This window comes from Desulfobaculum bizertense DSM 18034 (assembly GCF_900167065.1).
Classification (GTDB): domain Bacteria; phylum Desulfobacterota; class Desulfovibrionia; order Desulfovibrionales; family Desulfovibrionaceae; genus Desulfobaculum; species Desulfobaculum bizertense.
Genome location: NZ_FUYA01000005.1, coordinates 158,775 through 171,944, shown reverse-complemented (window position 1 = coordinate 171,944; position 13,170 = coordinate 158,775). Strand labels below are relative to the sequence as shown.

Here is a 13,170-nt window from a genome sequence, read left to right as displayed (position 1 = left end):
AGTTGTCGAAACCTGAGTTTTTATCGACGTAGAGTAAGCCACTTGTCAGGATTAATTGCTTTTTGCCCAAAACGCAATTCAAAATAGAGTCCCGGACCATCCACAGCGGGGTAGGTTCCGGTCCATCCAAGTGTCTGCCCCTGCTGGAGATTTTGTCCAACAGAGACATTGCTTTCAGACAGAAAGGCGTAAAGGGAATAATACTGGTCGCCATGCGAAAGAATAACGACCCGGCCATAGCCTCGTAAGATATTGTTATGAACAACGCGCCCGGCAAATATAGCGTTTACTGGTGCACCGTCAACGGTGCGGAAACTTAGGCCATGTCGTCCGGGTGCGGCCTCAAGTCTATCATGGGAAAGCTGGCGTGACGAGAGCCGTTTTCCCGATACTGGGCTGGGAAGCAAGCCTTTTTGTGCCTTGATGTTCCCGCCAGTGAGCGCCTTGATGCGGTAGTTCATAGTGCTAATGGCTGAAATAACAGAAGAAAGCTCTTCTTCATGGCTCAGCCTTTCTGCACGAACTTTTCGAAGATTTTGTGCAAACTGAAGTCGTTTTTGCAGCAGTCCGTCTTTGGTTGCGTTGATGCTGTCGAGCTGTTTTTGGGCATTTTTGAGCAGGACTGTGTGGGTTTCTTCCAGCTCCGCAAGGGCCTTGTGCTGTGAGTCCAGCTTTTCGAGAACCCGTCGCGTTTCGGCATATACCGAAGAACTCCAGACAAAATGCCGGTCAGATTCAGCCCATGTTTCCGAGCGTTTTTTGCCTTTGAGGGCGTCCAGCTTGAGCGGCCACATGGCCTGTACAAGTTTGCCGAGGGCTTTTTCCGCTTCGGCAATGCTCTGTTCTGTTTTTTCGCGCTGCATCTGTGTACGGGCAAGCTGTGACTCGGTTGTGTCGAGATCTTTTTCTTTTGCGGCAACAGAATTGCGCAGGGACTTGAGTGAGTGTTCCAGCTTGGCGAGGTCTTTGTGCAGACGTTTTTCCTGCTGGCTGAGTTTTTGAGCCTGCGAGCGAAGTTTGTTCGCCTGCTTTTTTTGTGAGCTGACGTTTTTTTTGAGCGTGGAAAGCTCATTGGATTTTGCCTGTGCAAGGCTGGGGGCAAGGCTCCCGACTCCAAGGGCAAGGCTCACAAGGCAAAGAACGATGGCACGCAGTGCAGTGTGTATCATGGCGGTCACGGCAAAAAAGTTGCGAGAGGGCATTCGTCACACAGTGGCTTGGATTTGCGGCACCACTGTTTGCCAACCCTGACAATCAGGGCATGAAACTCATTAAATAGTGAGGCATCTTCGGGCAGGACGTCCATGAAAAAGTCGCGAAGCTCATCATAAGGGACATCTTCTGGAAGAAGACCGTGGCGGCTCAGAATGCGGCGGGTGTAGGCATCCACAACAAAGGACGGTTGCCCAAGGGCGTAGAGCAGAATGCTGTCTGCCGTTTCGGGACCAATGCCGTTGACGGCGAGGAGTTTCTCGCGGGCAGTGGCACAGTCTTCCTGCGCCAGCGCCTCAAGCTGTCCATCATACTCGTCGTTGAGCAGAGCCAGAAAGGCACGCAGGCGTTTTGCCTTAAGCCGAAAGAAGCCTGACGGCTGAATGAGTTCAGCAAGGCGCTCTGCGGAGAGGGCAGACATGGCGTCAACGCTCAGGGCATTTGCAGCCTTGAGCTGGTCGATGGCTTTGGCCACGTTTTTCCAGTTGGTGTTTTGGGTCAAAATTGCGCCAACGGCAATTTCGAAAGGCGTTTCTCCGGGCCACCACTGGCTGGGGCCAAGCTCGGAAAGCATGCTGGAGTAATACGACTCTAAAAGTGAGGTGCGGTCCATTGGATGTCCTGAATTCTATGCGCATTAAAGGGACAGCATAAGCCTACGTTTTGAGGCGCTATTATGCAAGGGACGAAGCCGGGTTCTTGTCTTCACCGGGATGCATCAAAGAAAAAAGCGGCCCCCAAAGAGGCCGCCTTGTGCGCTTTAGCGGGCGATTTTTCTCCAGACCAGCGCGCCCCATTCATTTTGGGTCCGTCTTTCAGGCTCAGCAAGCCCAAGGTTGACGTACACAGAGGCAACGCCGTCCAGCTGCTCCTTGAGCAGGCCAGACAGAATCAGGCTTCCACCTGTTTTGACGCTGTTGACGATGTGCTCGGACAGCTCTTTGAGCGGGTTCGCCAGAATGTTGGCAATAACGAGATCAAAGGCCGCACCGTCAGCCGCTTCGACAGAGCCAGTCTTGAGGGTGAAAGCTTCTGCCACGTTGTTGTGCTCGGCATTTTCGATGGCATTTTCAATGGCCACGGGATCAATGTCCGAACCAAGGCCAGTCAGTCCCAGCTTGCAGGCTCCAATACCCAGCACGCCAGAGCCGGTGCCAAGGTCAAAGAAGCGGGCATCGCGGGCAATGGTGCCTTCTTCAACGAGGTCAGAAATGGCCTCAAGGCACAGGGCGGTCGTGCTGTGATGACCTGTTCCAAAAGCAGTCTTGGGTTCGATTACGATGGGGATATGCTTGTCAGAAGCCTCCTGCCTGCGCCACGGAGGGAGTACAACAAAGTCCGCGGCTTCGACCGGAGTGAAAAATTCGCGCCATGCAGCGCCCCAGTCCTGTGCCTCAATGCTTTCCCGCTTGATGCGCAGTTCAGACCAGCGCTCGGAAAGCCCCTTGAGACAGGTCAGGGCCATGTCGGCGTCTTCAAAGTAGATGGTGAAAAGGACTGCTTCTTCATCATGCAGGAGCTTTTCCTGCCAGCCCTGTGGTGCACGAATGGTCAGGTAGAAATTGACGTCATTAACCAGCCCGTCAGGGACAATACATTCGATCTGTAGAAGCGTGCTCATGATATGTGTATCTCGTTTTTCTGTGCAAAGCGCCCGGGCAACCGTCCAAAACAGACGAAAAACCCGGGCGCGTCAATGGCGTATATGCTGCGCTGTGTTTCGGAGCTATGCAAGCAGGGCTTCAAGCTCTTTGGCAAAGCGCTCCAGCTCTGTCTTATCAATGATGAGAGGCGGGAGCAAACGCAAAATGTTTCCCTGGGTCAGGTTGCAGATAAACCCTGCTTCCAGAAGTTTTTCCCAGATTTCCTGTCCGGGGAAACTCAGCTCGACAGCCATAATCAGCCCAAGGCCGCGAACCTCTGCCACTTTTTCGGGGTGGCGTTTCTGAATGTCTGCAAAAAGTGACAGGGCATATTCGCCTGTTTTTGCAGCATGTTCGCAAATCTGGTCCCGCTCCATGATCTCCAGCACCTTTTTGGCGACGGCGCACACAATGGGGCCTCCGCCAAAAGTTGTGCCATGAGAACCAAAGCTGAACGCCTTTGCGATGTCTTCACGGGCGAACATCGCGCCCATGGGAAGCCCATTGGCGAGAGGTTTTGCCGTCGTGAAGATGTCTGGCGTAATGCCATAATGCTGATGCGCCCAGTACTTGCCTGTTCGGCCAAGTCCGGTCTGGACTTCGTCCACAATCAGCAAAATCTGTTTTTCTTTACACAGGGCAACAAGCTCGTCCACGTAGCCTTGGCTCAGTGGGCGCACGCCGCGTTCTCCCTGAATAAGTTCAACCATGATGGCGGCTGTTTTGTCGGAAATAGCGTCCCGAAGGGCGTCCATATCCATGAAAGGAACAGTCTTGAAGCCTTCGGGCAGAGGGTCAAAGCCTTCCTTGACCTTGGCCTGACCTGTTGCGGTCAGCGTGGCAAGGGTTCTGCCATGAAAGGAGCCATCAAGGGTGATAATTTCATGTGCGTCGCGTCCTGCAACTGTATGCATGTAGCGCCGGGCCAGCTTGAGTGCGGCCTCGTTTGCCTCTGCTCCAGAGTTGCAGAAGAAAACCTTGTCGGCATCGCAGGTGCCAAGCAGCTGTTCTGCGAGTTCAATCTGCCATTCCTGATGGAAGAGATTGCTGACATGGTCCACTGTGTTCCACTGTTCAACGAGAGCCTGAAGAATTTCCTGATTGGCGTGGCCGAGGTTGCTTACGGCAATGCCCGCAAGCAGGTCGACGTATTCTTTGCCTTCGGAATCATACAGGTGAACGCCCTGAGCCTTGCTTATGGCAAGAGGGTAGCGGGCGTAGGTGTTGCAGATGGAATGAAGGTCTCTTTCTTTCAGTGCGTTGAACGCTTCGGACATGATAATTCTCCCAGTTCTTTAAAATACAGTTACATTTTACCCGTGTGACCAAAACCGCCTTCGCCGCGGTCTGTGGAGGAAAGTTCGTCAACTCGTCGGAGGCGGGCCTGCCGAATGGGCTGAAAAACCAGCTGCGCGATGCGCTGGCATCGTCGTAGCGTACGGGGTTCACGTGATGTATTCAGAAGGGAGACAATGATTTCTCCACGATAGTCAGGGTCAATAACGCCTACTCCCTGACTGACGGTTAATCCCTCTTTGGTGCCCAGTCCACTCCGGGAGTAGACAAAGGCTGCAACCGACGGTGTTGTGATGTCGATTGCAAGACCAGTGGGAATGGCGAGGCGGTCGCCCGGTGCAATGGTAACGGTTTCCTCGTCGAAGCAGGCGCGAAGATCAAAACCAGCAGAGCCGGAAGTGGAGTATGCCGGGGGCATGTCTTCCAGGACAGGGCGCAGAATTTTGAAATTGACGTCGATGCTTTCGGCGCAGGTACCGTCGCAGGTACTTTGCATGGCAATATGCTCCGTGTGGGGCCTCTGAGTTAATGATACCAGCTACTAGGCTGAGGGAAAAAGAACTATGCCACTGTGAGGATGAAGTCAAAGCCATTCATGTTTTTTCTGCAAATTCCCTGTGCTGTTTTGCAGAGAGGCTTGCTATTTTCTCCTTGCATGGGCATTCTAACAAATGGAGCCATCCTGTACTGACTTTAGGACGAGTTTTCTGGAGGAACATTACATGCAGCCATTACGCAGTTTCAGTGTTGTTCCAAGACTTCCCGAAAATTTACAGCCTTTGTGGAAGCTTGCGTACAATCTGCTGTTTTCATGGAACGGAGATATTGTTGATCTTTTTGCCCGCATCGATGCTCGTTTGTGGCGCGAAAGTGAAAATAATCCGGTGGCCTTTATCAATAGTCTGCCTCAGGACGTACTTGAAGAACTCTCCCAAGATGAGATCTTTTTGTCGCGACTTGATGAAACACTCGAAGAGCTGGACGGTTATCTTTCTCGAACCGGTTCAGCTTTTTCTTTTGCGAACCAAGACTCGAGTCAGCCTGTTGTCGCATATTTCAGCTTTGAGTTTGGTGTCAGCCCTTGTCTGCCAATCTATTCTGGTGGTCTCGGTATTTTGGCTGGCGATCACCTCAAGTCTGCAAGTGACTTAAATATTCCGCTCATTGGCATTGGTCTGGCCTATCAGCAGGGCTACTTCCGGCAGTCCCTGTCTCCTGATGGCTGGCAGACCGAGCGCTATCCTGTGTATGACTTTGAGCAGATGCCGATGAACCTTGTGAAGGATGAGCAGGGGCAGGCTGTCCGCTTTGATGTCAACATTGGAGAGCAGCGGGTCGAGGTGCAGATCTGGCAGGCCAAGGTTGGGCGAGTGGATTTGTATTTAATGGATACAAACATTCAGGAAAACCCGACGGAATTTCGCCAGCTCACAACGCGCCTTTATGGAGGCGATGTCGAGATGCGTCTCCAGCAGGAAGTCCTGCTGGGCATCGGCGGCATGAAAGCACTCAAGGCCCTTGGGCTTGAGCCAAAAATTATTCACATGAACGAAGGGCACTCTGCCTTTGCTGGGCTTGAGCGTATCCGTGTGTTCATGCAGGAACAGGGACTGAATTATGAGGCCGCTGTGGAGCTGGCTGCTTCGAGTTGTGTGTTTACCACGCATACGCCCGTTCCTGCGGGGAATGATCGATTTTCGCCAGACCTGATGCGCCGTTATTTTGAAGGCTATGCGCAGCAGCTGGGGTTGGCCTTTAAGGTCTTTTTGGCCCTTGGACGTGAAGATCCGCGGGATGATGCAGAATCTTTCTGCATGACGGTTTTGGCCTTGCGCCTGTCTCGGTTCAACAATGGTGTGAGTCGTCTGCATGGGCAGGTCTCCAGAAATATGTGGCAAAAAGTCTGGCCGCAGTTCCCAACGGAAGATGTTCCTATTGGCTCCATCACGAACGGCGTGCATCACCCGTCGTGGGTGGCAGATGAACTGACGTTCCTTTTTGATCGCTACCTTGGCAGTAACTGGCGAGAGGAAGCGGACTGCGAAAAGGTGTGGCGTAATGCTGAGACCATCCCGGATGGTGAGCTGTGGCGAACGCATGAGCGGTTGCGCGAACGTCTTGTTTCCTTTGCCCGTGAGCGCCTGCGTCATGAGCTGTTGCTCAAGGGCGCGCGCCAGAGTGAAGTTGATGCCTCGGAAGATGTGCTTGACCCTCAGGCTCTGACCATTGGTTTTGCTCGGCGTTTTGCGACGTACAAGCGTGCGAATATGATCCTTTCTGACAAGGACCGCCTGCTTCGAATGCTGGAGAATACTTCACGGCCTGTGCAGTTTATTTTTGCAGGCAAGGCTCACCCGCAGGATAACGAAGGCAAAAAGCTGATTCAGCAGATTGTTCAGTTCTGCCGGGAAAGCAATTGTCGATCCCGCATGGTGTTCTTGCAGGATTATGACATGGAAGTTGCGGCCCACATGCTGCATGGCTGTGATGTGTGGCTCAATAATCCGCGTGTTCCGCTGGAAGCCTGCGGAACCAGTGGCATGAAGGCCATGGTTAACGGTGTTTTGAACCTGAGTACCCTTGATGGCTGGTGGGCAGAGGCCTACAAGCCTGACAACAGTGTGGGCTGGTCTATTGGTCGTGGTGAGATGTATGACGACCATCGGCATCAGGACTATGTCGAATCTCAGATTCTGTATACGCTTCTTGAGCGGGACATCATTCCTGAATTCTATGATCGTGGACACGGGAATCTGCCTCGAACATGGGTGCATAAAATGAAACAGGCTCTTGTGGAGCTTGGTCCCATGTTTACTTCACACCGGATGGTCGAAGATTATGTTCGGGTTGCGTATCTGCCTGCGTACAAGAATTTCCTTGAGTTGACCGCTGACGGTGGGCAACGGGCGCAGGAGCTTGCTCACTGGCGCATGGATATGATGACCAAGTGGGACGGCTTGCAGCTGCGAAATATTCAGACGCAGGATGGCGGCGAGCTATATGTGAATGAAAGGGTGCAGGTGAGTGCTGAGGTGCAGCTCAACAGCATTGCCCCAGAGAATGTGATTGTGGAAATCTACTCTGGCGCCTTGGATCAGGAAGGGTCGTTTGTGCAGCGTGGAGCTGTGGAAATGACGTGTTCGGAATACACGGAAGATGGCTGGGCCAAGTACAGCGGAACCTTTGCTCCGGGCAAACCCGGACGCTTTGGCTTCACTGTTCGAGTCCTGCCACGGCATCCGAACTTGCTGGACCCGCATTCACTTGGACTTATTCACTGGGCGAGTTAGCTCTTCCAGAGAAAAGCGTATGAAAAAGCCCCTGAAAAGGGGCTTTTTTTATGCGTCAGAAAAGGGATGTTTTATGGAAGATCGGTCATGGCTTCTTCGAGATGATCGAGCCAAAGAGCAGGGAATCCACCATATTCTGCTGTGCCCATAAGCACACAGCGGGGGGTGATGCCTGCGGCCTGGAGACGGTTGACCCATGAGCCTTCGTCTTCGCCACACATGTCTTTTTGGACGTGGCGGCCGGGGACGGCAAGCAGGGGAATTAGCCATGCGCTTGTGATGCCGCGTTCTGCAAGGTCTTTGGTGACGTCTTCGATTACAAGACGGCCTTCCATTGTGGCGACGTAAACATTTTTGTCGCGGGCTTTGAGTTCATCATAAAGCAGATCATACATGGAATCGCCGGGGTGCCATGTGCCGTGGCCCATGAGGACAACAGCTTCGTGGGGCTGGCGTTCTTCTGGCAGCGCGTCCATCACTGCGTCGGCAGCGCTGGAAACATCGGCTTCGGTGCCTATCAGGGGGCGGCCAAGGACAATATTTTCAAAAGCCTTTTCGCCTTGCTGGAGGCGTTCCATGTCTTCCACAAGGTCATGGTACTCGTCGCCGGGGATGACGTGCAGGGACTGAATAGCGACGTGGGTATATTTTTCAAACCACATCTTTTCCAGTGCCTTGGTCACGGAATCTGTCTTTTTCCCTTTGGTCGCAAGCTTGCCGCGAACCACGCCGGAGGTAAATGCCCAGCGGGCCGGGATGTCGGGAAAGCGCTCGTGTACTGCATCATCAAAACGTTTGAGCGAGAGATGTGCAGACTGTCGGCTGGAGCCAAAGGCAACCAGAAGTATTCCTTTTTTCATGCTGTGTCTTTTGGGAGAAGCTAGAGAGTCGTGGGCATGGCCCTTATCCCATATCTATAGCAAATAAATGGGCAATGGAGAAGGGCCGGACCACCAGGGATTTCTTATGAGTCGCCGTGAACGTGGGGCGTGCTGCCGTGGCTGTGGGCGTGGACGTGCTGATGAGTCTGCGTGTCACCATCAAGAGTGATTTTCCCGTCTTTCATGGAATAGATGCTCTCCGTGGTCTGGGCCAGAAAATCCCAGTCGTGGGAGATGATGACCAGAGCCTTGTTCAGGGAGTTGAGAATCTCTACGAGGTGAGCGCGGGTTTTGGCATCAAGGGCATTGGTCGGCTCATCAAGGAACAGGGCTTCCGGGTCCATTGCCAGAACAGCTGCGAGAGAGACGAGCTTTTTTTCACCACCAGAGAGGCGGTGTGTAATGCGGTTGTCAAAGCCTTCCAGCCCTAGCTCGGAGAGGACTCTGAGGGCAATCTCTTTTGCTTCCTGCGAGGATTTGCCCATGTTGAGAGGCCCAAAGGCGACATCTTCGAGCACCGTGGGGTAGATAAGCTGGTCTTCGGCATTTTGGAAAAGCAGGCCAATGCTTTGGCGCAGGGGGAGAAAGTCCCGCTCGGCACTGACTGGCTCGCCGTGAAAGTGGATGCGGCCCTTGGAAGGTTTGACCAGTCCCATAAGGATATGGGCCATTGTGGTTTTTCCTGTCCCATTGGGACCAATGATGCCGATTCGTTCGTGGGCATGCAGGGAAAAATTGAGACCACTCAGGACCTTGGGTCCGTTGAGATATTCAAAGTGAATGTCTGTCAGTGAAAAAATTGGTGTGCTCATGAGAGGGTATATTCTCCGGCTGCAAGTGCACAGCTCAGGGCCAGCATAAAGAAGACAAAGACCCTGTCTGAGAGTGTGAAGCGGAAGCCATTGAGGGAGCGGAATGTGCCACGAAAACCACGGCAAAGCATGGCGTTGTAGACACGTTCGGAACGCTCCCAGCTTCGGATAATGACCATGCCGAGCAGAGACGCATAGGCTCGGTAGGTATGAAGGTTGGTCCGGGGGACAAAGCCTCGGATTTTCATCGCAGCATGGAGGCGCTGATATTCTTCGGCAATGAGAAAGATGTGTCGGTAGGCAAAAAGAAGAAGCAGGCTCAGCTTTTGTGGAACCTTGAGCCGCAGGAGTGCGTGCCCGAGGTCTGGTATGGGTATTGTGCTGATGAGCGCAATAAAAGCCATGATGATGGCGTTTGATTTGATGCTGATGTCTGTTGCGAGCTGGATTCCTTCCAGACTCGCGGTGAATTTCCAGACCTGAAAAACTGGAGTTCCGGGGACCGAAAAAGGCAGGAACAGCCAGAGGACAAGGACAAAGATATTCACCAGAAGCAGGCGCCGAAGCACTGAGGACAGGGAAAGCCGTGCGCAGAGCAGGAGGCAGAGTCCACAGGCAAGGGCGATGTACAGAGGGAGGCGAATATGCAGCAGAGCGACAACACAGGAGAATGCGCATGCCGCAAGGATTCGACCCCGAGGGTCAAGGCGATGGATGGGGGAATGCCCCAGCGAAAAGCTCTCGTCGATCATTTTTTGCGTGAATTTTTTACAAGTGCTGCGACTCCAAACAGACCAAAGATGTAACCAATACCGGCGAAGATGTCTCGGGCCTGTGGTCCGGGCTGTTCGGCCTTGGCGATGAAGCGAAGCACGGGAGTCATTTCCTTTCGGACGGCTTCGCGGACGATGCGCTCAATGTCTGTGTCTGATTTTTGAGGGAGCTGTACGGCGTTAGGCGCTGTGCTCTGCTGGTGCAGAGGGGTAGGCGCAAGCTCTTCTTCAAGATAATCAGCAGGTTCAAGCGTCAGCGTACTGACATGACCTACACCGGCATCAAGGTGGATGTGAAGGGGCTGGCCAGATTTTTTTATGCTTTGTGGCAGTTCAAAGGAGAATTCACCGTGGCTGTCGGTCGTTCCTGAGATAAGGATTTCTTTGGACGAGCCTGCGGTGACGGTAATTTTTGAGTTTTGAGCTTTTTTGCCGCCACTAAAGGTACTCTCTGTGTGAATGGTACTGTTTTCTGGCCATGCAAAGACATTGACGCGGTGGGCAAAGGCTGGGGTACTGATAAGTCCGCAAAGGCAAAGACAGAAGAGAACACGGAGTGTTTTATGGAACATTGACGACATGGCAGGCTCCTGAGGCACTGTGTAGAGGGTGAATGAACGATGCCTGTTGTCGTAATATAAATTTGAAAAAAGTGCTACTGGCTCGACCATGTTCGAAGTTTGCCCAAAATAAAAAAAGCGGCGCACAGAAAACTGTGCGCCGCGAGAGTGCAAAGAGCGGATCGCTTATGCCTCTTCACCAGTCTGGAGATCAGGATGGCGGGCGAGGATTTTGACCAGCTGTTCACTTCTGCGATCCAGTCGCATCTTGAGGAGCATGTACATGCGGTTCATGAATTTGTAACCAAAGCTCTGGTTTTCATCCATGAGCATGCGCAGGCTGTCGCCGGGGATCTCAATGATCTGGCTTTCCTCAGTTGCGCGAGCGCTAGAGAAGTGGTGCGTGCTCGGAACCAGTGAGTACCAGCCAAACACGTAACCGGGCTTGAGGGCGGAGTAGGACACCGTGATGTTGTCGCTTACTGCACCTTCGAGCAGTGCCTTGCCGCTGTAGACGATAAAGAAGTTATCGGCTTCAGCTTCAGAGCGGTAGATGAGTTCTTCGGCCTTGTAGGTTTTCACCGTGGCCATATCGATGATCTTTTGCAGGACGTCGTTTTCGAGTCCTTCGAACATCTGGAACTTTTTCAGTTCGTCGAGAGTAATCATGTATGTCACCTCGTCAGTAATGGCGAATCGTTATCGGTTCAGGGTAAAGACGATCATCCCGAACAGATACAGCATGGAAACAGCAACCGAGAGTCCGACAGGAGAAAGTCCGGCCTTGAACTGCTTGGTCAGGCGTTCACGCTGTGCTCCTTTGAGCACGGGGAACAGAATCAGCTGCGTGATCCGCAGGGGTGCATTAACAAATGCAGCAGAAGCCAGCTTGCTGAGACCCTGAGCAAAGACGAGATCGCAGACTGCGTTCACGCCGTTGAGAATCTTGTCCATCAGCCAGTAGAAGCCGCGGCCACCAAGACGCCAGATGATGTCTGTATCAATGGCGATGGTGTCGGTACGCTTCAGAAGCTTCAGGAAGACGAAGAAGGACAGGGCAGACAGCATAAGAAGCTGGAACTGCTTGACCACACCACCAAACGAGTAGACCACGCGAGCAGGCATGTCGTAGGGCAGCAGGTTATACAGCGGCTGCGGGTAGAGGCCGAGACCAATGCACAGGAAGGCCATGATGCCCATTGCAATGTGCATGCTCTTGTGCGGCGGCTCGCCCGGGCGCAGTCCGCGGTCTTTGTTGAAGAAGACGAAGTATGGGAACTTGATGCCAGCGTGGAGGAAAACACCTGCGGAGGCGATTTCCAGCACCAGCCAAGCCCATGTGAGGTGCTGGTTCACAGCAGCTTCCATGATCATTGGCTTGGAGGTGTAGCCACTGGTAAACGGCACGGCCGAGATGGCGAGCGCGCCGATTGTCCCGAGTATCATTGTCCACGGCATGGTCTTGTAGAGACCACCAAGCTCCGTGCACTTGCTTTTGCCTGTCATGTACAGAACGCTACCGGCGCTCATCCACAGCAGGGACTTGTAGATAATGTGGCAGAAGGCGTGAGCTGCGGCACCGTTCAGAGACAGGGCCGTGCCAATGCCAACACCACAAATCATGAAGCCGACCTGGTTGATGATGGAGTAGGCCAGAATGCGTCGCATGTCGTTTTCCAGCAGGGCGTACATGATGCCGTACAGAGCCATGAAACAGCCAACAACGATCAGCACTTCGTAGCCAGCAAATCCGCGAATCAGGGTGTAAACCGAGGTTTTCGTGGTGTATGCAGACAGAATGAGACCGCCGGTAACGGTTGCTTCCGGATAGGCATCGGAAAGCCATGCATGGAAAGGCGGAGCGGCTGCGTTAATCAGCACACCAGCCAGAATCAGGTAGGAGGCGATGCCGCGGGTTTCGAAAAGCTCGAAAGACACGGAGCCTGTTGCCTGAATATGGAGCATCAGGCCTGCAAGCAGGACCAGACCGCCAAACATGTGAATCATGACATATCGGTATGCAGCGCCGTATGCCTTTTTGGTCTTGCGGGCCAGAATCAGGAAGGTAGACGTTACCGCCATCCACTCCCAGAAGAAGTAGAGGGTGACAAGGTCGCCAGCAAAAACAACACCCAGTGCGCCGCCAATGTAGCCAAGGGCTGCAATGTGCTGCGTATTGTCCTTCAGGTAGAAGGCAAAGATGAACGCAGCAAAGGCATTCAGGGTGAAGATGTAGCCGAAGATCTTCGAGAGTCTGTCGACGCGCAACAGCGTCAGGTCAAAACCAAAGAAGTGGACGTGCAGAAACTCACCAAGTGGCAGCTGGGAGATGACCCAGAATGCCAGAGCTGGGAGAAAGCAGACGTACAGGTTTTTCAGCTTGCCGCGGAAAAACGGGACGAGAAGTGCTCCCAGAATCAGGATGGAAAAAGGAGGAATATTAGCGATCATAAAAGTCCTCCCGAACTTTCAGCACGTATCCCAGCAGTTTTGCCAGAACGATCAGAACGGTGCAGGAGCCAAAGCCAAGAAGGGCAGAGAACCCAAAGAATCCGTCCCAGCCAAAGTGGCCGTGAACGTGGGCAAAAGGCTCCAGAATCAGCGTCAGCGCGCATGTCCCGTACAGAAGCTTCCACAGAAGCTTTCTGTTTTTATCATGGTCGAACCAGTCGAATTCTTTCTTTTGGCTCATGAATCCATCTC

13 protein-coding genes are annotated in these 13,170 nt (G+C 53.1%); 1 reads left to right on the top strand and 12 read right to left on the bottom strand.

Features of this window, described 5'->3' with window-relative positions:
• Positions 1–20 precede the first annotated feature (20 nt).
• The 5 genes from B5D23_RS09055 to dut all read right to left on the bottom strand — a co-directional run bounded on the left by B5D23_RS09055 (position 21) and on the right by dut (position 4,647).
• Positions 21–1,169: a murein hydrolase activator EnvC family protein gene (locus B5D23_RS09055; protein ID WP_159445959.1), complete on the bottom strand. Its 1,149-nt coding sequence runs from the start codon at positions 1,167–1,169 to the stop codon at positions 21–23.
• A 5-nt stretch (positions 1,170–1,174) separates the two neighbouring features.
• Positions 1,175–1,825 (bottom strand): endonuclease III domain-containing protein, encoded by a 651-nt coding sequence (locus B5D23_RS09050; protein WP_078685106.1) that lies wholly within the window; start codon positions 1,823–1,825, stop codon positions 1,175–1,177.
• A 147-nt stretch (positions 1,826–1,972) separates the two neighbouring features.
• Positions 1,973–2,833: a 50S ribosomal protein L11 methyltransferase gene (locus B5D23_RS09045; protein ID WP_078685105.1), complete on the bottom strand. Its 861-nt coding sequence runs from the start codon at positions 2,831–2,833 to the stop codon at positions 1,973–1,975.
• A 105-nt stretch (positions 2,834–2,938) separates the two neighbouring features.
• Entirely contained in the window at positions 2,939–4,132 is a 1,194-nt protein-coding gene (locus tag B5D23_RS09040) for an aspartate aminotransferase family protein (protein WP_078685104.1), read from the bottom strand.
• Positions 4,133–4,161: 29 nt separating this feature from the next.
• On the bottom strand, positions 4,162–4,647 hold the full coding sequence (gene dut / locus B5D23_RS09035; protein ID WP_078685103.1) for a dUTP diphosphatase: 486 nt from the start codon (positions 4,645–4,647) through the stop codon (positions 4,162–4,164).
• Positions 4,648–4,873: 226 nt separating this feature from the next.
• Here dut and glgP point away from each other — a divergent pair, with 226 nt between their 5' ends.
• On the top strand, positions 4,874–7,441 hold the full coding sequence (glgP, locus tag B5D23_RS09030; RefSeq protein WP_078685102.1) for an alpha-glucan family phosphorylase: 2,568 nt from the start codon (positions 4,874–4,876) through the stop codon (positions 7,439–7,441).
• A 71-nt stretch (positions 7,442–7,512) separates the two neighbouring features.
• On the opposite strand, the gene B5D23_RS09025 is transcribed toward glgP, so the two are convergent.
• From B5D23_RS09025 to B5D23_RS08995, 7 genes are all read right to left on the bottom strand, one after another.
• Positions 7,513–8,301 (bottom strand): sirohydrochlorin cobaltochelatase, encoded by a 789-nt coding sequence (locus B5D23_RS09025; protein ID WP_078685101.1) that lies wholly within the window; start codon positions 8,299–8,301, stop codon positions 7,513–7,515.
• Between the two features lie 104 nt (positions 8,302–8,405).
• Entirely contained in the window at positions 8,406–9,134 is a 729-nt protein-coding gene (locus tag B5D23_RS09020; RefSeq protein ID WP_078685100.1) for an energy-coupling factor ABC transporter ATP-binding protein, read from the bottom strand.
• Positions 9,131–9,886, bottom strand: coding sequence for a cobalt ECF transporter T component CbiQ (cbiQ, locus tag B5D23_RS09015; RefSeq protein ID WP_078685099.1), 756 nt, complete (start codon positions 9,884–9,886; stop codon positions 9,131–9,133). Before cbiQ ends, B5D23_RS09020 begins: the two co-directional genes overlap by 4 nt.
• Complete coding sequence (locus B5D23_RS09010; protein WP_078685098.1) at positions 9,883–10,488, bottom strand: hypothetical protein; 606 nt, start codon at positions 10,486–10,488, stop codon at positions 9,883–9,885. The genes cbiQ and B5D23_RS09010 overlap by 4 nt, the downstream gene beginning before the upstream one ends.
• 165 nt (positions 10,489–10,653) lie before the next feature.
• Positions 10,654–11,136, bottom strand: a complete 483-nt coding sequence (locus B5D23_RS09005; protein ID WP_078685097.1) for a Crp/Fnr family transcriptional regulator — start codon at positions 11,134–11,136, stop codon at positions 10,654–10,656.
• Between the two features lie 30 nt (positions 11,137–11,166).
• Complete coding sequence (locus B5D23_RS09000) at positions 11,167–12,918, bottom strand: Na(+)/H(+) antiporter subunit D (protein ID WP_078685096.1); 1,752 nt, start codon at positions 12,916–12,918, stop codon at positions 11,167–11,169.
• Positions 12,908–13,159 carry a hypothetical protein gene (locus tag B5D23_RS08995; protein WP_078685095.1) on the bottom strand — a complete coding sequence of 84 codons (252 nt, stop codon included), beginning with the start codon at positions 13,157–13,159 and terminating at the stop codon, positions 12,908–12,910. The genes B5D23_RS09000 and B5D23_RS08995 overlap by 11 nt, the downstream gene beginning before the upstream one ends.
• Positions 13,160–13,170: the final 11 nt, after the last annotated feature.